General features: G+C 61.3%; 15 protein-coding genes. 5 read left to right on the forward strand and 10 right to left on the reverse strand.

Features of this window, described 5'->3' with window-relative positions; genetic code table 11:
* The first annotated feature begins 14 nt into the window (after positions 1-14).
* Complete coding sequence (locus ACXAD2_RS05050) at positions 15-1,385, forward strand: FAD-dependent oxidoreductase (protein WP_475167713.1); 1,371 nt, start codon at positions 15-17, stop codon at positions 1,383-1,385.
* 83 nt (positions 1,386-1,468) lie between these two features.
* Here the strand turns inward: ACXAD2_RS05050 and ACXAD2_RS05055 are convergent, their stop codons facing one another.
* Together ACXAD2_RS05055 and ACXAD2_RS05060 are read right to left on the reverse strand one after the other, a co-directional pair.
* Positions 1,469-2,443, reverse strand: coding sequence for a calcium-binding protein (locus ACXAD2_RS05055; protein WP_475167716.1), 975 nt, complete (start codon positions 2,441-2,443; stop codon positions 1,469-1,471).
* Between the two features lie 213 nt (positions 2,444-2,656).
* Entirely contained in the window at positions 2,657-3,487 is an 831-nt protein-coding gene (locus ACXAD2_RS05060) for a hypothetical protein (protein WP_475167717.1), read from the reverse strand.
* A gap of 341 nt (positions 3,488-3,828) precedes the next feature.
* Here ACXAD2_RS05060 and ACXAD2_RS05065 point away from each other — a divergent pair, with 341 nt between their 5' ends.
* Complete coding sequence (locus ACXAD2_RS05065) at positions 3,829-4,728, forward strand: hypothetical protein (protein WP_475167722.1); 900 nt, start codon at positions 3,829-3,831, stop codon at positions 4,726-4,728.
* Positions 4,729-4,782: 54 nt separating this feature from the next.
* A complete protein-coding gene (locus ACXAD2_RS05070) occupies positions 4,783-5,805 on the forward strand; it encodes a glycosyltransferase family 4 protein (RefSeq protein ID WP_475167726.1) in 1,023 nt (340 codons plus the stop codon).
* A 3-nt stretch (positions 5,806-5,808) separates the two neighbouring features.
* Here the strand turns inward: ACXAD2_RS05070 and ACXAD2_RS05075 are convergent, their stop codons facing one another.
* A complete protein-coding gene (locus tag ACXAD2_RS05075; protein WP_475167729.1) occupies positions 5,809-6,720 on the reverse strand; it encodes a glycosyltransferase family 2 protein in 912 nt (303 codons plus the stop codon).
* 128 nt (positions 6,721-6,848) lie between these two features.
* On the opposite strand from ACXAD2_RS05075, the gene ACXAD2_RS05080 reads away from it, so the two are divergent.
* Positions 6,849-8,543 (forward strand): glycoside hydrolase family protein, encoded by a 1,695-nt coding sequence (locus ACXAD2_RS05080; RefSeq protein WP_475167730.1) that lies wholly within the window; start codon positions 6,849-6,851, stop codon positions 8,541-8,543.
* Between the two features lie 80 nt (positions 8,544-8,623).
* On the forward strand, positions 8,624-9,856 hold the full coding sequence (locus tag ACXAD2_RS05085; protein ID WP_475167734.1) for a glycosyltransferase: 1,233 nt from the start codon (positions 8,624-8,626) through the stop codon (positions 9,854-9,856).
* Here ACXAD2_RS05085 and ACXAD2_RS05090 read toward each other — a convergent pair.
* The 7 genes from ACXAD2_RS05090 to fliI form a co-directional block, all read right to left on the reverse strand.
* Positions 9,835-11,058 (reverse strand): polysaccharide pyruvyl transferase family protein, encoded by a 1,224-nt coding sequence (locus tag ACXAD2_RS05090; RefSeq protein WP_475167736.1) that lies wholly within the window; start codon positions 11,056-11,058, stop codon positions 9,835-9,837. The genes ACXAD2_RS05085 and ACXAD2_RS05090 overlap by 22 nt on opposite strands.
* A gap of 393 nt (positions 11,059-11,451) precedes the next feature.
* Positions 11,452-12,639, reverse strand: a complete 1,188-nt coding sequence (locus ACXAD2_RS05095) for a polysaccharide biosynthesis/export family protein (protein ID WP_475167738.1) — start codon at positions 12,637-12,639, stop codon at positions 11,452-11,454.
* Positions 12,640-12,816: 177 nt separating this feature from the next.
* Positions 12,817-13,491, reverse strand: a complete 675-nt coding sequence (locus ACXAD2_RS05100) for a sugar transferase (protein WP_475167740.1) — start codon at positions 13,489-13,491, stop codon at positions 12,817-12,819.
* Between the two features lie 534 nt (positions 13,492-14,025).
* Complete coding sequence (locus tag ACXAD2_RS05105) at positions 14,026-16,236, reverse strand: calcium-binding protein (protein WP_475167742.1); 2,211 nt, start codon at positions 16,234-16,236, stop codon at positions 14,026-14,028.
* 262 nt (positions 16,237-16,498) lie between these two features.
* A complete protein-coding gene (locus ACXAD2_RS05110; protein WP_475167745.1) occupies positions 16,499-17,578 on the reverse strand; it encodes an acyltransferase family protein in 1,080 nt (359 codons plus the stop codon).
* Positions 17,579-17,699: 121 nt separating this feature from the next.
* Positions 17,700-19,925: a GumC family protein gene (locus ACXAD2_RS05115; protein WP_475167751.1), complete on the reverse strand. Its 2,226-nt coding sequence runs from the start codon at positions 19,923-19,925 to the stop codon at positions 17,700-17,702.
* Between the two features lie 238 nt (positions 19,926-20,163).
* A complete protein-coding gene (fliI, locus tag ACXAD2_RS05120) occupies positions 20,164-21,504 on the reverse strand; it encodes a flagellar protein export ATPase FliI (RefSeq protein ID WP_066111335.1) in 1,341 nt (446 codons plus the stop codon).
* Positions 21,505-21,570: the final 66 nt, after the last annotated feature.

A 21,570-nucleotide genomic window follows, 5' to 3' on the forward strand; every position in this document is an offset into this window, starting at 1 on the left:
GACTAGTTACGAGCATGTCACTCCAGCACTGTCCGCCTTCCACCGCCAAGCACGTTAACAACACGCCAGACCCTTTCAGTGTTATTCTTTTAGGCACAGGAGTTGCCGGTCTTTCCGCCGCGCAACGGCTCCTGAGTGCGGGTCATCGCGTAGCCCTGATCTCACCCGACTCACAATGTGGCGGCTTTCACCAAAACGATCAGATTGGCCCCTACAGTTTCGACCGCGGGAGCATTTTCTACGAAGAAACCTCGAGGCTGTTCGACCTTGCTCCGGGGCTTCGCGAGATGTGCCCCACTGTGCGGCGCGAACAGCGAAGGGTGACGCCCAACAATGCGATCCTGCGATACCCGTTCGAGGCGAGCGAATTGGCGGCTTGGAAGAAGTCGCAGATGGCCTCCGCAGTTTTGGACTTGGCCACGGCGCGCCTTCGATACCAGCTCGACGGGTCGCTTGACCGCATCTGTCATCGGCGTCTTGGCAAGACGATCTACTGCAAGACCGGATTGCGCGACTACATCGAGCGCTTCAATCACATCGACCCGGCGCAGATCGATGAATCTTTCTTCTTTCATCGCATGGGGCCGATAGATCGGGAAACCCAACTGAAGACCATGATGACGAAAGCCAAGCGCGCCGTTGGAATTGGCCGGGTGCCAAAGAAGGTCTGGCCGGCGCTGTACGTTCGGCCCGCCGAGGGATACGGGCCCATCTTCGAACGTATACAGCGGACGCTCGAAGCCGATGGCGCGCAGTTTTACATGGGTGAGCGCCCGATCAAGATCATGCGCGATGCGGCGGGTTTCCACGTGGTCAGCGAAAAAGGCACTTACACCGCCGATGCGCTGGTCAGCTCTGCACCGATTGGAACGATATACAAAATGCTGACTGGGGAGGACGCGGGTCTGCAGTCGCTCGACCTGCTCACACTCTATGTCTCTGCCGACACGCTGGACGACAGGACTGGGAACGTCCTTTACAACTTCAGCCGCGAAGGCGCCTGGAAGCGGGCAACCATCTATTCTCGAATCTACCCCGAACTCGGCTCTGGCCGAGCGTTCTTCTCCGTCGAAATCACCGTTCCCCTCAACGGAACATCAGACGCCGAAGTGGAATTTGACGCCGTGAAGAAGCACTTCGAGGCGGTTGGTCTGGGTCGGGGCCTGCGCCTCGAAGGCTCCGCCTACACGCCCCACTGTTACCCGCTTTACCGCGTCGGCGAGGGCGAGAGAATTAAACGGGTGATTGACCGGGTGACGGAAGCTGGCGTGGTGACGATCGGACGGCAAGGACGGTTTGAGTATCTTCCCACCGCCTCGGGTGTCATCCGCAGAGTTGGTCAGGAACTCGAGCAGCAAAGCCTCTTGCGACCTGCGTTGATCTAAGAAACGGCCCAGGTCAAAACGCTGGTAAATTTTTGTACCGTGGCGCCACCAGAGCCACGGTACCTCCTGATATGTCGATGCCGTCAGGCGACGTTGAAGACAAATGCGTCGGTGACCTCCGCCATGGAGCTCTGTAGAACCACGATCTCAAGCGTGCCGTCGATGTAGATCTCGGTGTCTGCACCGGCTTGGACAGTGGTGAAGTCGCTGTCGGACGCGAAGCTCTGGAATTCGATCGCATCGCTTCCCGCCTCGAAATCCAGGATGGTGTCCACCGCATCGTCGTCTTGGGTGTTCACGGTGAAAACGAATGTGTCATCGCCTTCGCCACCGCTCAACTGGTCTGTGCCTCGGCCACCGTTGACCCGGTCGTTGCCGGCGCCGCCGTCGAGGAAATCATCCTCGCTGTCACCGTAAAGCATGTCGTCGCCGGCGTCGCCGTAGAGCTCATCATCCTCGGATCCGCCATAGAGCGTGTCATTCCCACAGCCACCGTTGAGGACGTCATCGTCTCTGTTCCCGAGCAGAAAGTCGTTGTAGCCACTGCCGTTGATCGTGTCATCGCCATCGTTGCCCGCGATGGTGCTGGCGATATCGAAATCGGCGCTGATCACCTCGGAGTCCGCGGTTCCGCTGATCTGAGTGGTTCCCGCAGGGTCGCCCGTCGGGCAGGGGGAGTCGTCGTCCCCTGGGCCATCCAGGTCATCGGTCAGGTCGCAGATCAGGTCGATGATATCTGCCTCGACCGAGCCGCCGTTGCAAAGCACCTCGAATTTTGAGCAGAGTTCCGTATCAACCGCATCGAGGAAATCCTGCTTCCCTTCAGCAAGCTCGGGGACACCGTCCAGAATTTCCTCGAGTTCGGACAAGAGTTCGGACTTTGCTCTATAGAAATTCCAAAAATTGACCGTATCGAAAAACTCTTCAACTTTGGCCGTCAGCTGAAGCTCAATGTCTCCATCCACGCCGCAGCCGCAATCATCACCGGAGCTTCCACCGTCGTGGGAATTTTTATTTCCGGAGAAAATATATGAGAGAATTTTGAAAAATCCCGTCATTCCATGTCCAATCTATGAATAAAATCCGACGGCAGCGCGATCGACTGAAATACGGCGTCGACACCTGCCACATCGCAGACATCTTTCAAAAATCCGGAGCAGGGAAAGTTAAACCTGTAGCTCAGGTCTGATTATTTCAAAAATCTGGCGGTCAAAGAGGAAAAAGAAGTCAGGGCTCTGCCCTTGTGAGAAATGGGTGGTGGCAATTCAATTTTAGGGTGTGTCGCCGCGGTAGTCGAACCCTGCCATTCGCTCAAGGTTCGAATCAACTTTGGATAGAATGTAGTCTCGCTCCAATTCCACGCCCGCCCGAGCCTCGGCGTAGCGGCTCTTCCCATCATATTTCCATTCCGAGCCCATTCGCTTCTCTGTCGAGCCAGAGCCGGGCGTCGCGGTGAAACCGTAGCGGCGGGACATCTCCTCGAGGCATAGGCCGACGTTCTGGGTGAAGGCATCGTGCCGAACCAGCGCCAGATTGCCCCCCAGTTCCGCGAGGCCCAGATAGGCTTCGGTCTTCACGTTTCGCATCTCGAGAATGCTCGAATAACGGCGTCCAGTGAGCGGGTGTCGATCGAGCCGCAGCGGCAGGCCGTCGAAGTCGTCGTGATTGGGCAAGTCGAAGTATCGCTTCGGCCGATCGACGCGGGCATCCCATTCGGCACGAATGAAGTCGCTGAAGCTCAGCGACAACATGTCATCGCAGATGTGCCACGGCTTGGCGTACATGCTCACAAGCCAGTCGAACAGATTTCGGAAGGATACGATGACCAGATCCCGGCGACCAATGGCTGGAAAGGTCGGGATGCCGTGCTTCCAGCCATAGGGGCCAATGCTGGCTTCCTTGATCGTCGCGCCAAGAAGTTTCGAAAGGCGCATCGACACCGGATTTCCGCGCAACACGTCACGGTTGACGTCATGCAGGTCTGTCGCCGTCTCCATGGCCCATTGGATGTAATTGGTCCCAGAGCTTCGCTCGCCCAGAACATGGAATTTCTTCACGCCCGAACCGTCTCCGCCGACAAGATGCCAGCCCTTCTCGGTCATGTCTTTGGCGAGGGAATCTCGAAGAGTCATACGTATAAAATCCATATGAAAACACTGAGGTTAGGAGCGCACAGGAACCGCAGCAGATCAACCTATGAGCACAGATCCGTTCGGATTTTGGCGGGCTTGCTCGACTGACCTGCAATCTAGCCCGGGCCGGGTGCTGGAGCGTTCAAATTTTTGGCGCTCGCAACTTCGTTGGAGGAACAGGACCGGGATTTCCGGGGCTGACCCGTGGCTCTTGGGCCTATGCCGTGCATAGTGCAGAGATTACCAGAGACGGTCTGGGCGCGCAGGCGCCGAGCGTTTCGGCCAGAATTGATCTTGATCGGACGACCGACATGAAATTCATCCCAGACCGCGGCATTTTCTTTATCCACATCCCCAAAAATGCTGGCAAGAGCATTCACCGCGCACTTGAAGGGCAGGGCGTCAGCTTTGCCCCCTTCGCCGCAGACCTCGGCGTCGAGGAGGCTGAAGCACGCCGACTTGCGCTCTCGGAACGCCACCCCGACGACACCAGCGATCGCCATGATGCCAGCTTCGATTTGCCTCCCTTTGGTGCCGTTCATCCCGCGCACCTGCCGCTTTTCGTGCTCGCGGAAAAATGCCCCGCAACCTTCAAAGCCCTCGCGGAGGCGAGCCACTCTTTCGCGATGACACGGGATCCGCGCGGGCGCTTTTTCTCGGCGCTGATGCAACGCATGAAGGAGTTCGGCGACGCAGGCGCGATCCGCGCCGACGACAAGCCTGTGCGGGACGAGGCGGCCCGGGTCTGCGACTGGCTGGCGTCCCGCGATCGTTTTGCCGATCTCGAGTACGTCCACTTCATCCGGCAAAGCGACTTTGTCAGTCTGCACGGAAAACGTGTGCTCAAGCGCGTCTTCCCGGTCAATAGATCGGACCTTTTGTCAGAATGGCTCTTGGCCGAAACCGGGCTCACCGCTGAGGTGCCGATGAGTCACGCCCGGCGCCAACCCAAACGCTGGGCGCGTGCCGTTCAGCCAGCAGCCCGCTTCGCTGCGCGCCGGCTGATGCCTCATGCGGTGAAAAAAGCCATCTATCCCTATTGGACCGGCAGCGCCCTGTTCGACAATGCGGCGGGCTCTTACGACAAGGTTAGCCTTGGCGATGACGTCGAAGGGTTCATCAAGGACTTCTATGCGGTGGACGCCGCGCTACACCAAGAGGCGCAGCTTCAGGCCGCGCAGGCCGACGCAAAATGTCAAAAGGCAGGCTGAGCTGTGACGAAAATCTATGTGAATGGTAAGTTTCTTGGCGCAGGCCTCAACGGAGTGCACCGAACGGCCGCACATTATTCCAGCCTATTGATCGAAAAGGGCAGGGCGGCCGGGCACGAGGTCGTGCTGCTCTCGCCATTGGCCTTTGCCGGGGACCCGGCGTTTCCGCTCCTCGTGCCGGAGGTCCGGCCCGGACGCTTTGGGAGCAGTCAGGGATGGGAAATGCTGAGCCTGCCAGCCCTCGCGCGGGGTGGGCTCTTGGTGAACTTCTGTAACCTCGGGCCGATCCTGCACCGCAACTCCGTGGTGATGATCCATGACGCCCAGACCTTTCTTTATCCTGAGGACTACACCGGCCGGCAAGCGGCGGCCTATCGCGGCCTGCTGCCTGTCATCGCCCGGTCGGCACGCCGAGTGCTGACTGTTTCGGGGTTTTCGCGCGAGTCGCTGGCAGAACACCGGATTTGCCGCGCCGAAAAGATCGGAGTGATCCACAACGGGACGGACCATATTCTCGACACCGCACCCGATCCGGCGATCCTTGAGAAGCATGGCCTTTCGGGTAAGCCCTTCGTGCTCGTGCTCGGATCCGCCAAGGGGTACAAGAACATCCGCCGCGTCTTCGACGCGATGCGCAACGCGGGCCTCGGCCTGCCACTTGTCGTCGCCGGAGGCGCTGGCGAGGAGGCCTATCGCTCCAAGGGCTGGGAGCCGCCCGAGGGCACGATCTTTACCGGCTTTGTTTCAGACGGCGAATTGCGTGCGCTCTACGAGGCCGCCACCGTCTTTGGCTTTCCCTCCCAGACCGAAGGTTTCGGCCTTCCCCCGGTTGAGGCCATGCAATGCGGCACGCCGGTGATTGCCGCACGTGCCGGGGCCATGCCAGAGGTCTGCGCCGATGGCGCGATCCTCGTCGATCCGGAGGATACCGATGCTTGGCGCGCGGCGCTGCAGCAGTTGACCACGGACCCGGAGCAGAACGCGCAGTGGAGCGCGCGCGCGCGCGAACGCGCTGCAAAACTCAGCTGGGCCGCCGCAGGCGATCAGCTTTGGAAGCAGATTTCTGCGCTGCTCTGAGTGTCAGAGGTCCAGGATCCGGCCCGGGTGGGCCCGTCCGGTCAGGATATCCCCGAGCGCCAGCCAATTCCCCGCCGCCCGGCCACGCCGGTCAATCCAAGGCTCGGGGCTTAGGATCTTCGCGTGGTTTGCCGCGAAATTGCGCATCGCCAGACGTGCCGCGAATTTCGGCGTCATCGTTCCCTTGCGGACCAAGTACCACGTGTTCGCCAACTGGCTGTATCCGAGGCGTCGGCCAGAGGTTTCGCGCCCCGACTTCGCGCCTCGGTGCACCCCGGCAAACGCATCTGTCTTGACCCGCCCGCCGGAGATGCGCGCTGCGAAATCGATATCTTCCTGCCAACCGTAGAGGGGAAGTTCCGTGTCGAAACGCGCATCGCCTATCGCGGCCATCCGGTAAGCCATGTTGCAGCCATAGAGCCCTTCCAGCCCGGCGCGGATCACAAGGGGGGCCCGATCTTGGCCCGCTGCCGGCGTCTTGGCATCATGTTCGGCGACGAGCCTTTGCGCCTCGGCGTCCGTCAGGCCCGGTGCATTGATCCCGTCGGCGATGAGGTATCCAGTCATGCCGTTGACCTCCGGCCAGAGGCCGAAAGCATGCTCGATCCCGGCGAGTGCGAACCGCGAGGGGACGAAATCATCGTCGAAAAAAACCACGATATCGCAGTCGTTCTGGACAGCATCCAGCCCGGCGTTGCGTTGGCGTGGCAGGCCCTTCTCAGCATAGATCACCTCGGTGCCCGCAACCGGCGATGTCGCAGGGTCGAAGCCAACATCCTCGGGCTTGGTAACCGACAGGATCAGGCGATCCGGTTGGCGGGTCTGGGCGCTTAGCGCGGGCATCAACTCCGCGACGCATTCGGGTCTGCCGACAGAACAGATCACAACGGCAAGTTTGATGGCAGTTTCCGCCAAAACGCCAATCTCCTGTTCTAAATACGGGCATAACCTCTGCCCTTTCGCGACAAGTCTTGTCGCGCACAAGACGCTACGTCAATCTTCATGAAGAGCCGATCCGCACGAACTATGCAGGGACCGAGCATATGCGCTTCCGAGAGTTGGTTCTGCGCCTGCAGACTCACCATTTTTGCCAAGCCCTGCTGATCGCAATGCTTGCCGCTGCGCCTGTTCAGGGAGCAGACCTGCGCGGACCGGTGCTTGGAGCGGCATCAAATTTTGGCCAGGGCAAGAAGCCCAAGGTCATGTTCCTCGGCGAGAGCTTTGGGGTGAAGTATTACCGCGACGGCATGGCTTGGGCGCGTGCCGAAAAGACGCCCGGCACCACGCGTTTCCAATCACCGCGCACGGCCTATCCAGATAAGCTCGGACCGGAAGGTGCGAATTTGTCCATGGTCCTCAACTGGGGCAACCCGCTCTACGACGACGGCGACACGCCGCATAGTCCCGAGGCCATCGCTGCTTTCGGCAGTTTCGCGGGCGCAATGGTGTCGCGGTTCCCGATGATCGAAAGTCTCGAGGTCGGCAATGAATTCAACGGCGTGAACTTTGTCCGCGGGCCTCTTCGAGACATGCACCCGCTAGAGCGTGCCCGCGCCTATGTCCCGTTGCTCAAGGCGGCCTCGACCGAAGCGCGCAAGGTGCGGCCCGGTTTGCGAGTTCTCGGCGGCGCGACGCATTCGATTGCAGCGGGCTTTCTCTGGGAAGTGCTCGATGCTGGCGGCGCGGACTATATGGATGCGCTTGCGCTGCATCCCTACACCACGCCAGCCGAACAGTTTGTCCGCCAGGTCGGTGTCCTGCGGCGTCACCCAGCCGCCGCCAATATGCCGATCGAGGTCACCGAGTTCGGCACAGTCGCGCCCGAGCGCGCCGCTGCTCATTTTTTGCGCAACTACTGCCAGTTCGCCCTTGGCGGCGTGACGTATGCCGTCTGGTACCCGCTGAATGCCCGCGGCGACGGATTGGTGCCCCTCATCTCCGACCGGGGTCGCGTGACGCCCGCAGGCGAGACCTGGGAGCTGATTTCCGCGTCGATGGAGGGGCGGCCTGTGCAAGCTCTCGCCGCGGACCCTTTCACCTACGGCTGTCGCTTCGACCAGAACGTTCTCGTCATCTGGGGCGCCCCGCGCGAGCTGACGGCTCCGGACAACGCCGAGGTGCTGGATGCCACCGGAAAACCGGTGCTGAAACCATACTTGCTTGACCGGGAAAAGCCGCTGGTGCTGCGTAGCAAGGATGGTGCGCCGCTCGGCGAAGTGGAATTGTCGGATCAGAAGGTCGTGGCAGACAGCTTTGACCAATTCGCCTATCCCGAAGAGGTGGGCGAGCAGCCCGCGGCCGATCCTTTCGAACGGTTCGCGCGGCGCGGCTCGCAGATTATTCCGCTGGAAACATTGCCGGGTCAGCAAGGTCCGGGCGTACCTTGGACGCCGTATCTTGGCGCTGGGATGGGGGTGCGGGTGGCCGCCGACAGCCTGTTGCCCGGGGGGCCGCCCTCGAATCCCGTCGAGATTGTGCATCGCTACATGGCGCCCGAAAGTGGAACCTATTCCCTCACGGCCCGCTTTGATGTCGCCGAACGCAGCAAAGATGGCATATCCGTGCGCGCCAGCCTGGCCGGGCGAACCGTCTACGAGAAGGCGGGCCACGGCCCCTTTGCGATCGAGCTCCCCAACCTTGAGATGAACGAGAAAGACGCCCTCGAGATCGTGGTCGGCCCCAATGGCACGGCCCAGGGTGACGGCACGAAATACCGCATAACGCTGTCCCGGCCCTGAGCGCCATCGATGGGTCAAGCGCGGCACGAGGCTGCATTCAGACTCCCCCTAAACAATTGGCGGAAGGGCCTTCCCAGACCATGAAGAAAGTCGTGATCATCAATGATGCGAGTTTTGCCAGAGGCGGCGCCACCGGGCTGTCGTTGGTCCAGGCGCGCAGCCTCGCAGCCCGCGGGATCGAGACCGTTTTCGTCGCCGCGGACGGCGAGCCCAACGAAGACCTCGCGGCGCTCGGCGTGCGGCTCTATAATGCGGGCAGCGATCCGTTGATGAAAGCGCCGCCCCATGTGGCTGCGACGCGCGGACTATTCAATTCTGACGTGCGCGATCTCTTGGCAAAGGTGATCGAGGCAGAGGATGGTCCCGAGACCGTCTACCATACCCATTCTTGGTCGAAGACGCTCACGCCCGCCGCCTTTGCGCCGCTGCAGAGGGTCGCGCCGCGGGTCTTCATCCACGCCCACGACTTCTTTTTGGCCTGCCCCAATGGCGGGTTTATGGACTATCAGGTCATGCGGCCCTGTACCCGCCAGCCCCTGTCGGTGGAGTGCTTGCGCACCCATTGCGACAAGCGCAGCTATGCGCAGAAACTCTGGCGCGTGAGCCGCCAGATGGTGCTGAAGAAAACCCTGCCGCGCCGCGCCCCCTGGGGCGGGATCCTTCTGATCCACCCCGGCATGGCCGACCCTCTGGCCGCGGCTGGCTATCCGCGCAAGCAACTCATCACGCTGCGCAATCCTGCGACCGCGCTGTCGCCGGACAGGATCCCCGCGGAGCGCAACGGTCGTCTGCTTTTTCTTGGCCGCGTCGAGGCCGAGAAAGGGGTCGAAGAGCTCATCGCTGCCGCCGCCAAGGCTGGCGTTCCGCTCACCATCGCGGGGGAAGGGCCGCTGCGCGAACCGCTTGCCGCGCGCCATCCGGAGGTCCGCTTTACCGGCTGGCTCGACCGCGACGGCATGCTTGATGAGGCGCGGCAGGCGCGGGCGCTGGTCATGCCCTCGCGCTATCCAGAGCCCTTCGGGCTGGTGGCGGCCGAAGCGTCTCTTTCGGGTCTCCCGGTGATCGTCTCGGACAGCGCATTGCTCGGCCCCGAGATCGCGGGCGGCGGACTTGGCTGGCAGTGCAATACTTTCGACCCAGATGCCTTTGCGGCGCTGTTGGCGGAGGTGGCCGCCATGCCCGATGCGCAGATCGCCGACATCAGCCGACGCGGCGCCTCCGGCGCGGCCCGGCTGTGCTCCAGCCCGGACGAATGGATCGATATGATGCTCGATCTCTACGCGCGCGCCACTCAGGCGGCCAACGCCGCGTAGAGTTTCGCGACGTCGGCGCGCGCCTCTGCGATTGCCGCTGCGTGCACGGCGGCGTCCACACCCTGTTCCGCAGCCTTAAGCGCCTCCCAGGCGGCGGCCTCGGCACGAATCTCCGCCGGGTCCAGCAGCCATTTGCTGCGGTCGATCGAGGCGAGAAACGCGTCGACCTTGTCATCCCACTTGAGCGCAATAGACGGCACCGCGTAGGAGTAGCCCGCGATCAGGGCGTGCATACGGAATGCCACCAGCGCGTGGCAGCTCCCCACCACATGAGCGAGTTCCCTGGGGGTCTGGGGTCGGGCCTGCGTGACCGCCGGTCCGAGCCGGGCAAACTCCGGCATCAAAGCCTCCTGCACGACCTGATCTTCTCCGGCGCCATTGGTGAAGACGATCACCCGTGCCCCCGCCCTGACCAGAGTCCGCGCGATATCGACGTACCAGCGCATCAGCCCGGTTTCCGAGATGCGTGCCTCGGCATGGTAGCGAACCGCGACATGGCTCATTACACCAAGACCAATGACGGGACCGTCCCCTGTCGAACGTTCCACGGGCCCGTAGGTGTCCTGCGCGAGTAGGCCGGGATCGCGAACCACCACCGCTTTCTGCCCGGCGGTGTCGGCAAAGCGAGCGTCCCAGCGCCCCTTCGATATCTCGTCGCGCAGAAAGACCGCACGCGGCGAATTGAGCGCAAGCGCCTTGCGCATTCGGCGCTCACCCTCCTTGGTCCAATGCCCGCCCATACCGCAGGCATAGATGGCCAGCGGCAGATTGCTTGCGCCCGCACTGCGCAGTGCCAGCGCAAGCTTGGTCGGAAAATTAAGGTCGTGGTCGGACAGGAGATTGCCGCCACCGATCGCCACCGCGTCGGCTTTGCACAGGCCTTGCAGATAATGCGGACCCCACTTGCGGCGGCTCTGCAGGGCCAGCGGCGCGCGGACCACAAGGTTGCGCGCGCCGTCTGGCAATGCTTCGAGAGCGGACATGACCAACCCACGCCCGGTCATCTGCTGGCCATAAGAGTTGCGTCCAGCCAAGTCGATCGAAGCGGTGTCTGACGCCGCGCCCTGGGCAATCAGCGCATGCTCGAGACACTCGGACAAGAGCCCGTCGCCCAGGTTCGGGCTGTACTTCACGTTCATGCAAGCCACGCGCAATGCGCGCCGGTCCGCGCACTGGCCCACAGGTTCCAATCTCTTGTCCATTGCCACTCCCGGGTCCAAAGCGCTCCTTTGCAGAGGATTGCGTCTAGGCAGAGCGGTCAACCCCGAGGGCCAAAATGCAGGACACTATCGCCGCAACATCCGACGTGCCGCCCGCAGGTCAGGCGACGCAATAGTTCAGCCCTTACGTCGACCCTTCGGGCGCTGAATTCTTCAGGCTTTGTCGCGATGACGCGCCGGTGGTCCCGGCGGGCGCTCTGCAGTCCTTGCCGAGGGTGTAGAGCGTGCCATCGCAAGGGTGTTACTGAGCGTCTGCACGTGGCGTGCGCGGGCCGAAGCTGTTGCTCACAAGATGGATATTCGCCTGCCGCGCGCTCATGACGCGCCTTATCACGCACACCAGAAGACCCGGTCGCGACCTGGGTCGGTTGCGCGTCAGTTGCGCATGGGAATGTCCGTCGACGTCTCGACCGATACATAAAGCGTATCGCCGGGAAGGATTCTTGTCAGGGGGTCAATCTCTTGCGGCAAGCCCCGGTCTTCGCGTGTGCTATGGACCTCGACCTTCACGGTGAACGGGTCTTCCATCAAGAGTGCGGCGACCTGACCCTCGCTGAGAAGCGAAAGCTGCTCCAGCGCGCGCGCATAGCGCAGGGTCTGCGTGTCGATGTCGATACGGGCCTGCTGTAGCGCTGCCAAGTCCTCTTCGCGGCGGGCTGCGAGAAACTGGGCCTGTGCCCGGCGCGCATCGGCTAAGGCCTGTGTTGCGGCAATTCGCGCCAACTCCAGCTCAAGCGCCCCGGCTTGCGCGGTCGACAAGCGCTGCTCCACCGCCGTCATGCGCGATGCGGTCTGAAGACCGCGTTCCTGCAGCTGCTCGGCCGTATCCATTTCCGTCTGCGCACTGTCGACAATGCTCTCCTGCAGCGCGATGCGCTCGCCGAAGAGGCGCCGTTTCTCTTCAATCGTGGCGATCTCATCGGCCCAGAACCCAAGGAGGTCGCTGGCCCGCTGTGCATCTGTTTTGAGGATTTCGCGTTCCGCCTCCATCAGCTTGTCCAGCGGGACGGCACGCGGGTTCGGGATCAATGTGGTCAGCCGGTCTGGCAGATCGAACGCGGACTCGCCGGCGAGAGAGGCCTCGAGCCTGGCGATGCGGATTGCCGTTGTGGCAATCTCGAAATTCACGACCTTGGCTTGGCTTTCGATGTCGGTGCGGGCTCTTTCGACCTCAAGCCGGCTGATGCCCTCGGCCTGGCTGCCCCCGGACATCGCCAGCGCCGAGGCGACGGTCATGCCAGGCAGATAGGCAAGCGCGCCTGGGTTCGCCACGTCTCCGACAACAATGATCGGCGCATAATCAATGATCTTGAGAGACACTTTTGGATCGACATAGAGGGCCGCGAACCTGGTTTCATCCTCGACCCGTTCCTCAGCTTCATCGAGCGTGAGATTGCCCACGGAGATGCCTCCGACGCCAGAGACCCTGACCTGCCCGTCAATGTCGACGCGCAGGTCCTCATACTCTCCTGCTGCAGAACTCCACAGCCGCAGACTGTCACCCGGAACAAGCCGATACGGGTCAGAATAGGCGGTGTTTGCAGTGACCAGCAGGGCGATCATCGCCGCCCCGGGCAGGCGTCTCGCGCAGCGCGACAGAAGACCCATAGAACTCATCGAAGACGTCCCCAATACAAGCATATCGCCCTCAAGCCTCCGGACTCGCGAAGCCGGCCCGCATCCTGCGGACCGGCTTCGATTGCTATTCGTCCATCTGAACGGCATGAGGGTACAGGTCTTTCAATATCCGCTACGCGCGAGAACCACGCTCGCGGTGCGCCATAGGATGCGCATATCCGAGCGCAGCGTCATGGCTTCGTAATAATCCGCGTCCAGCTGCACTCTTTCATCGTAGGACACATCATTGCGGCCAGAAACCTGCCACAGCCCGGTCACGCCGGGGCGCATCGACAGGTAGACCCATTGATGACCACCGTAGTAGTGCAACTCCGAACTCGTGATCGGACGCGGCCCGATCAAGCTCATCTCGCCTTTCAAGACGTTCCAGATCTGCGGCAATTCATCGAGCGAGGAGCTCCGCATGAAGGCACCGAACCGGGTGACACGCGGATCGTTGCGCAGCTTTCGGTCCTTTTCCCACTCCTCACGGGCTTGCGGGTCCGTGGCTAGAAGGTGCTCAAGCCGTTCCTGGGAATCCTGCACCATGGTCCGGACCTTCCAGCATTGGAACGTTCGACCATTTCTTCCGACACGGCTGTGGCCGTAGAAGCCGGGACCACCATCCAGTCGAACCATGACGTAGAGCACAGCAATCACGGGAATGATGATCGGGAGCATCAAAAGCGACAGCACGACATCCAAAATGCGCTTCGTGATGTCCTGGTACGGGCCTGCATGGCGCAGCGCCGCAGAGTCAATCTTTAGAGAATTGTTGTGGCTCGTTGCGTTCGACATGATGGCATCCAAAATCACAGTTGTGGGTCAAATTCGCGTTGCTCAGAGTCCGGCAGGGTGTACCCGCGCTAAATATTCTGACATTTGAAACGCCGCGGAAGTTCCAACGTCGCCCCAGGTCTTTCGGTAAAAATACAAATAGTAGTGGTTACCATCATGACGCGCGGACCAGATTTTCACAGCCCCTAGCGCTGCGATTCTGCGTGCGCACAGATCATCGAAATTGGCCATTAACTAATTGTTAAAGGGTAAAAATATCTCGTTACCCGTCTGATTTTTGGCTCGTCGCCAAGTCAAATTTTTCTGCAGTGCAACATAATCCTAGGCGAAGTTTCGGACAGCTGTGCAATTAATAGTCGAAATCGCAAAAGCGCCGAGTGTACGGTTTCGCACAAATCCCCTCCACGGTCGCCACTGTGAGGCGCCCCGAGAATCACTTTGGACGAACTCTCCCCTGAGGTGATCTCGAGGGTCTGTTGCACAAAGCCAAAGACGCCCGGAGCTGCCCTTTTGGCGAACAATTGCCTCCTGCGCTCAGAAGATCAGGCTGCCGTCGTCGAGGTCGGCAATCATGGTCCGCTTCACCAGAGCAATCTCGCTTGCGCTGTCGTCGGTCAATATTTCGATGTGCAGCCCCCAGTCACTTTCGGTGAGCCGGAACTCACTGGCCTCGAGATCGAGCGCGGTGAGATCGAGCACGTCCCCTTCGTCCGCGTTGAAGTCCCGCACTGTGTCCCGACCGCCGTCCTTGGTGAAGACAAAGACATCTGCTCCTGCCCCTCCCTTAAGAATGTCATCGCCGTCGAGCCCGAAGAGGGTGTCATCCCCTGCAAGGCCGGTGAGCCGCGCATCTGAGCCGTCGAAATCGACCAGAAGGTCGTCGCCATCGGTGCCCTCCCGCTGGCGTGGCACGTCGGAGAAGTCGGCGTCGTCGATATCGGAAGACTCCGTGATGTCGCCTTCCGAGCCGCCGGCGTCGGGAGCCTCGGGCCTGAGGTCGATCACCTGTGTGGAGCCCGCATCGACATCGCTCTCGATCTGGTCGTTTGCAATGTGCTCCTGCAGAAGCGCCTCGGTGGTTTTGGAACTGTCAGCTGTCAGTATCCTGATGTGCCGGGTCGTGGCGTCGCCAGAGGATGTCGCGCCGTCATGTACGGTGAAGTCGAGTTGGTCGCCGCTTTGGACATCCAAGGCGCGAAGGACCAAGGCAGAGGTTTCGGTGACGGTCAGCGTGGTCAATGTCTCGCCGTTCAGGCGCAACTCGACGATCACGCCGTCTTCCGAGGCCGAAGAGACGCTCCAACTGGCGACGATGTCGACAGGGCCATCGGCCTCGGAGGTATAGCGCTCCAGCGCGGCGCGGTCGTTGCTGCCGTCGGTGGCAAAGGCGACCGGTAACAGAGTGTCCGCGGTCATGAAGAAGGGGCGGGCCCAACTGTCGCCGAGATAGGGGTTCCATTGCTCACCCATCCGGCTCTGGCCTTCCATCACGTTCAGAATGCTCTCGCGTTCGACGCCGTTCTGAATTTTGAGCATGTGATAGCTCCACGGTCCCTCGGGATCGCCGGACAAATCCCAGTCATAGAAACTGTCCGCGAGAAGCACGCCCTCGGCCTGTGGGGTGGAGACCTCGATATCGGTGCCTTGGATGTAGATTGGATCATCGTCGAGGGTCGTTGGTGCGTCGATGACCGAGCCGCCGGCGTCGCGGAACATCAAGCCAGTGCCCGAGATACTGACGTCTTGAAACGAGCCCCACGCAATAATCGTGCCGTCGCTGAAACTGTAGGCTTCTATGCCCGCGCCGATCTCGAGTTTCTGGACCGCATCGCCCCCTTCGAGGAGCGCAGCCACGAACCGAAAGCCGGAGAGCATAGCATTGGCCTCGGCGATGCTGTCATAGAGCCCCATATCCGGCGTGTTCGACAAGTCTTCGTCGAGGAGCGCGTACCAAGCCGCTTCCGACACGCCGTTTGCCGCCATTACGGCGACCATTTTTGCAAGGTAGGCCGCGTTCGACAAAGGGTCGTCGCTGTCGGCGGAGGCGCCGAACTCCGTGACCACGATGTCAGGGCGCTGATCATCGGGAAGGGCGTCGAGCAGCGTATTTAGATGTGCCAGTGACGTGCCGACCTCGACCGGGTCTTGCCCGTAGGGATGCAGGTCGAGCGTGTCCATATAGGCAAACGCGCCGGCGTCGATCAGCGCCTCGACATAGCCGGTGGCAACCGAATGGAGCGCGCCACCGCCGATCTGCACGTCGGCATGGCTGTCCGAGACCGCCTCATACACGCCTTCGAGAATGTCGGTGTAATATTCCGCCCGCTTTGGCACCGACATGCTGGCAGCGGTGCCGCTTACGAAACTGTCGTTGAGACCGTTGAATTCGTTGCCGATCACCACCCGCTCGACACTGGGAAACTCATCTAGAAGCGCACTGACGAAATTGGCAAATGCGGCAATTCCCTCCGCCGAGGTCACTGTCTCCCCATCGTCGTAGAGCGGATTGCCATGAGGGGACAAAGTGAGGGTGACCCCAAGCCCGTTGTCCTCCAGCAGGTTAGGAAAGCTCTCTCTGAAGCTCGAGAAGTCATAGACCCCCGGGCTACTTTCGACCCGCGCCCAGGAAATGCTGTCGCGAATGCCTGTCGCGCCGCTGTCTTTGATCATCGCGAGCAGCGCATCTGCTTTGCGCGCGCCATAAGTTCCGCCGTGCCCAAAATGGGTTGCGACACTCAAGTCCATGTTCCGTTGCCCTTATCCTGCGGAACGCGGTGCCGGTGTCACATTGGGTGACGGGTCTGGTCCGCGCCTCGTTTTTCAGGGCAGTTTTTTCACAGCTTTTGGGAGTGGAATATGGCGCGCCTGGGTCCCGTTATGGGTTTTTCCACTTAACTGCGCGTAAACATGGGGGTGTGTCAGAGGGTATTTTGGCGCAAATGGGCCCCGCGCCAAAATTCCGCCTGATAATCCGCGCCGTGGCGCGCGGGTCGCGTGGTTCAGGGCCTCACGCGGGAGTGGCTGCGGTCTGATGATTTCTGAACATCTGTATGAGCGGCATCTCAATGTGTCGCCATACGAGGATACCCACCCATATGCAGATGACGGTCGCACCGATGGTGATGGTCAGGAATTGCGGCCATCCGGTGAGCGGCAGTTGCCGAAACAGCGCCATCAGCGGAATGAGGATGATCGTGTGGGATAGGTAAATAGAATAGCTCGCGTCACCTATACGCAGAAGCAGCGCGTGCGGGGCGCGAAAGCGGCTGACCTCGAGCCCTAGAACCCCTGCGACGATCAGCACTGCCGCCGCAAAGAAGGCGGGCGCTTGCCAGATCGGCTCGCCCGGCGCGACCGCGCCAGCCAGCATGAGGAACGTCCCGGGCAAGAGCAGCCAGACGCATGTGGACGGAAGTCTTCCTTCCTGAAACAGACGCGCAAGAGTGAGGCCCGCCGCGAACAACAGCAAAAATGGATTTGTCCAAGTCAGGAAGATCGCGTTGTCGCTGGGGGAGATTGCCCCGAGGACCACCAGAGACAGCAAGAGCACGACCGGAAGCACATAGGTGCTGCGAGCGACTATGCCGACCGCGAAGATCACAAAGAAGAACGCCTCGTAGTTGAGTGTCCAACCGGGCACGAGGATCGGCCAGATTTCATCGGGCACGCCCCGGTGGAAGTGGGGTATGAAGAACAGGGACTGCAGGAGTTCGGGAACCCTGTCGAAGGGTGTGCCTGACATAAGATCGTTGCGGGCAATGAACGCGAAAAACACGACGGTCATCAGCCAATAGAGCGGAACGATGCGGATGACTCTGCGTCGCGCGAAGGTCCGGATCGGCTCGCTGCCGCAGGCAAACGCCATTATGAACCCGCTAATCACGAAAAAGATCAGAACACCGGGGCGTCCGAGGTTGATCTCGCCGAGCGGGGAAAAGCTCCAGGGGCGGGGGTGCAAAACGTGGTGGAGCACAACCAGTGTAGCCGCAATGCCGCGAAGATTCTGGATATGGAAAAGCTTGCGCGGAGCGTTGGAGTGGCTTGTCGAGACGTCTGGCCGTGTGTCGTGAGTCACTGAGGTCGCCATCGAAATCTCCGCGTTTGAACTTAAAGTTAAGTCACCTGAGAGCCTTCTGCCGTCGTGCCTGCTTGGAATGCCGCACAGTTACTTGTCCTCATCCAAGTGACTGTGCCGGTGTCATCGCGAATCATTGCCGTCCGCGAATGAGGTACTTGCTGTTGTAGGTTTTAGCGGCGCCATAGGTATCGCTTTCAGTCCTGTGATCGGTGAAGGTCATCGCCGCCACCATGGTCGCATCCGAGAACTCTTCGAGCTTGCGCACTGCTTCAGTGACTGCGCGGCGGCGTGTTCTGGTCTGTTTGACGAGCAGCAGAACCGCGTCCGCGAACCTCGAGATGCGCAGCGTGTCCGACACGAACATCACGGGCGCCGCGTCTACGAGGACAAGATCGTAGCGCGACTTCAGGTCGTCGATGAGCTTGCGCAGTGCGTCGTCAGTGATCGAGTCCATGAGTTCCGGCATCGGGCTGTGGTTCGTCAACAGATCGAACCCATAGTCCTGAACCCTGTGGATCGCGTCGCCGACGTCGCATCGTCCTGTTAACGCGTCCGCAAGGCTGCCGGGTGCCGCATATCCGAAGTCCTGTGCCAGATGCGAGCGGCGAAGGTCGAGGTCGAGCACAATGCAGGAGCGCTTTGCAAGGCTTTCGAGATGCGCCAGCCCCAGGATCGTCGAGGTTTTGCTTTCACCCGCAACCGCGGAGGTCACGAGCACGCAGTGTCCGCCCTTGGCCGCGGGCAGACGCATCTGCACGGATGTCCGCAACTGGCGAAACCGCTCTGAAATCGCGTCGTAAGGCGAATTCTTGAGGTGGCGCAGCATTCCGCGCGACGTGTTCCAGGGCCCCTTGAGGAGCGAGGTCAACACCGGCAGGTTGATGGTTTTCTCAATCTGCTCGGCTCGTTTAAAGCCTGCGCCGGAGAGGTTCAGGATTGCGGCCATCAGCAGGCCCAGCGAAAAGCCGACCGCGCCGCCGAAGACCGTCATCAATGTGACTCTCGGGGCCGACGGGGCACCGGGAACCTTCGCGGTTTCCACCAGCCGCGCGTCGGGACGTTGCAGTTCCTCCGTCGAGCGCGTTTCGTTCAGCCGGTTCAGCAAGGATTTGTAGTTGGCGCGCACAGACTCTGCCTGTCGCTCAAGCTGGCGGAGAATGATCCCTGCGCGGGACAGTTCCGCGGAGCGGGTTTCGATTTCGGAGAGACTTGATTGCACCGACGCCGTGCGGCTCCGGGCGACTTCGACGTCGTTCCTCATCGTGGCGACGATCTTGTTGACCTCCTGGCGAAGTTCGTCGGAGAGCAGGTCGATTTGAACCTCGACGCGCTGGCGTTCCGGGTGGTCGAGATTGTAACGGGTCGCAAGCTCCGCCCGCTCACGGCTCAACTCCGAGAGTTGCTGGCGAAGCGTGACGACGAACGGCGACGTAAGAAGATCGGCGGCGGCGGTGATGCCTTCTTGGTCGATCACCGACTGGATTTGCATGTAGCGTGCCTGAGATTGCGCCAGATCAGCGCGGGCCACGGACAGCTGTGTGCTCAGTTCCAGCAGCTGCTGGTCAAGTGTCGCTTGCGACTGACCGGATTCCGCCAACTGCGTGTTCCGAAAATCGACGACGTCATTTTCGGCCTGTTCCACGTTCGAACGCAACTCATCGGCGCGGGCCTGTAGAAATTCGGTGGCGCCCCGAACTGCGCTCTTCCGGTCCTCGAGCTGACGGTTGATGTAGGTCTCAACGACCTTATTCGCGAGTGTCGCGGAAAGACGCGGGTTCTGGGTTTCGACGGAAACGTAGATCAGGTATGAGTTGCCTTCGCGCCAGACGGTTATGCTGCGGCGCAGAGCCATGCTCAGGCGGCGCACAAACTGCTCTTCGGCGTCGACTTCGCTTTCGGCGGGCGGCTCCATGGCACTGCTGCCGAAAATGGCGGTGCGCAGCGCAGTGAGTTGCCGGCGCACAAAGGCCGTCACCGACTCCAAGGTAGAGGTTTTGGTGTTTCGCGGATCGAGCAGCTCACGTACATCCGGATCCAAGTCCCGAACCACCGCTTCGAGAAGCAGGTTCGAGCGCAAAACGGCTGCTTCCGTTTCGAGCACGGCCTTGTTGAGCGTCAGGTCGGAGACGACCGCTTCGGACGACAGCACCTGCACGGATCTGGGATCTAGCATGACGGTGGCACGCGCCGTGTACCGAGACGTCACCTGAGACACCAGCAGGAAGAACAGAATGGCAAAGCCGAAGGTCGAGGCCAGGATCAGCCCCTTGCGGGACCAAATATCAGCAAGGACGCGGCGCAGTTCGACGCGGTCATCGTCCGAGGTGGAAACAGGCGTGTCGGTTCGTACCAGCACAGGTGTTCCTCAAATCTAGAAACGTTCTTTAAATGCACAATGCTTTTAAAATCCGTACTCGCGGCATGCCGGTATGACAAAGGTTTTCGCCTTCTAGATGAATTCGACCGGTCGAGTATTCTTATACGCCTAATCCGTAGTCGGTTTTGCGCGTCTTCCAAGGGTGGTCAGGCGTGGAGGGCTGACATGAGCCTGCCTTGCAATTCGGGCCGCCATTGCAGGCCCTCCAGCCTCTGCTCTATCCCACCACGATTCCCGCGTCGCTCAATGCGCCGTGCAGGCGGGCGAAGGTTTCGGAGCTTTCCATCGCCTCGTGTTTGCGCTGGCTGAGCAGCGCGTCCAGCGGCTCGGCGAGGGCGATCGCGGTGTCGACCTCTTCATCGCTGCCGTGCCGATAGGCGCCGATGCGGATCAGTTCTTCCATGTCGGCATAGCGCGCGGCGGCGCGGCGGGCGGTGCGGTAGATCGCGTATTCGTCCTCGTTGTGGCAGTCCGGCAGCATCCGCGAGATCGAGCGCAGCAAGTTCACCGCCGGGAAGCGGCCCTGTTCGGCGATCTTGCGGTCGAGCACGATATGTCCGTCCATGATGCCGCGCACCGCGTCGGCGATCGGGTCTTCCATGTCGCCGCCATCGACCAGCACCGTGTAAAGCGCAGTGATATCTCCGGCGCTGCCCGAGCCCGGGCCCGCGCGCTCCATCATCCGCGGCAGTTCCGCGAAAGTGGTCGGCGGGTAGCCCTTGGAGGTCGGCGGCTCGCCCCCGGCAAGGCCGATCTCGCGCTGCGCCATGGCGAAACGGGTCACGCTGTCGAGCAGCAGCAGCACCTGCTTGCCCTGATCGCGGAAATGCTCGGCCACGGCGGTGGCGGTCCAGGCGGCCTGTCGGCGCATCAGCGGCGGCTCGTCACCGGTAGAGACCACGACCACCGAACGCGCCATGCCTTCCTCGCCAAGATCCTCCTGCAAGAAGTCCTGCACCTCGCGGCCGCGCTCGCCGACGAGGCCGACAACGATCACATCCGCCTGCGCGCCGCGCGCCAGCATCGCCATCATCGTCGATTTGCCGACGCCGGATCCGGCAAAGACCCCCATGCGCTGGCCACGGCACAGCGGGGTGAAGACGTCCATCACCTTGACCTTGGTGTTGAGCCGCTCGCCAACGCGGCGGCGTTCGAAAGCGGGGGGAGGGGCGGCACGGATCTTGCGCGGGGCGTCACCCTCGGGCAGGCGGCCCTTGCCGTCAAGCGGCTGTCCGAGCGCGTTCACCACCCGGCCGATCCATGCGTCATCGGGGCGAATCTCGGCGGCGCTGTGCGAGACCTGCACCGGATCGCCGGTGCGCACCCCGTCCCAGCTGCCGAAGGGCAAAAGCCGCGTGCCCTGCGAGTCAATGCCCACGACCTCGGCCAGAACCGGCCCTTCGCGGCCCTGCACGAGGCAATGCGCGCCGATGCCGACGGCGCGTTCGAGCCCCGACACGGTAAGGACAAGCCCCAGCGCAGAGGTCACCTGCCCGGAAATGCTTGACCTTTCAATGGTCCGTGTAAGACTTGATAGCTCCGAAAACGCCGTGTGCATGGCTACTATCCATTGATCAGTTCGTTTTATTCATGCTATCCTTGTTTCAACCAAAAGGGAACTCTT

The organism is Salipiger sp. ABN3_019, from assembly GCF_056158605.1.

Bases quoted from the DNA above. Each gene is read 5' to 3' on its own strand.
- ACXAD2_RS05080 (WP_475167730.1), top strand. From the start codon at position 6,849: ATGCGCTTCCGAGAGTTGGTTCTGCGCCTGCAGACTCACCATTTTTGC.
- ACXAD2_RS05055 (WP_475167716.1), bottom strand. From the start codon at position 2,443: ATGACGGGATTTTTCAAAATTCTCTCATATATTTTCTCCGGAAATAAA.
- ACXAD2_RS05110 (WP_475167745.1), bottom strand. From the start codon at position 17,578: ATGGCGACCTCAGTGACTCACGACACACGGCCAGACGTCTCGACAAGC.
- ACXAD2_RS05105 (WP_475167742.1), bottom strand. From the start codon at position 16,236: ATGGACTTGAGTGTCGCAACCCATTTTGGGCACGGCGGAACTTATGGC.
- ACXAD2_RS05095 (WP_475167738.1), bottom strand. From the start codon at position 12,639: ATGATCGCCCTGCTGGTCACTGCAAACACCGCCTATTCTGACCCGTAT.
- ACXAD2_RS05090 (WP_475167736.1), bottom strand. From the start codon at position 11,058: ATGGACAAGAGATTGGAACCTGTGGGCCAGTGCGCGGACCGGCGCGCA.
- ACXAD2_RS05060 (WP_475167717.1), bottom strand. From the start codon at position 3,487: ATGACCGAGAAGGGCTGGCATCTTGTCGGCGGAGACGGTTCGGGCGTG.
- ACXAD2_RS05085 (WP_475167734.1), top strand. From the start codon at position 8,624: ATGAAGAAAGTCGTGATCATCAATGATGCGAGTTTTGCCAGAGGCGGC.
- ACXAD2_RS05050 (WP_475167713.1), top strand. From the start codon at position 15: ATGTCACTCCAGCACTGTCCGCCTTCCACCGCCAAGCACGTTAACAAC.
- fliI (WP_066111335.1), bottom strand. From the start codon at position 21,504: ATGCACACGGCGTTTTCGGAGCTATCAAGTCTTACACGGACCATTGAA.
- ACXAD2_RS05065 (WP_475167722.1), top strand. From the start codon at position 3,829: ATGAAATTCATCCCAGACCGCGGCATTTTCTTTATCCACATCCCCAAA.
- ACXAD2_RS05100 (WP_475167740.1), bottom strand. From the start codon at position 13,491: ATGTCGAACGCAACGAGCCACAACAATTCTCTAAAGATTGACTCTGCG.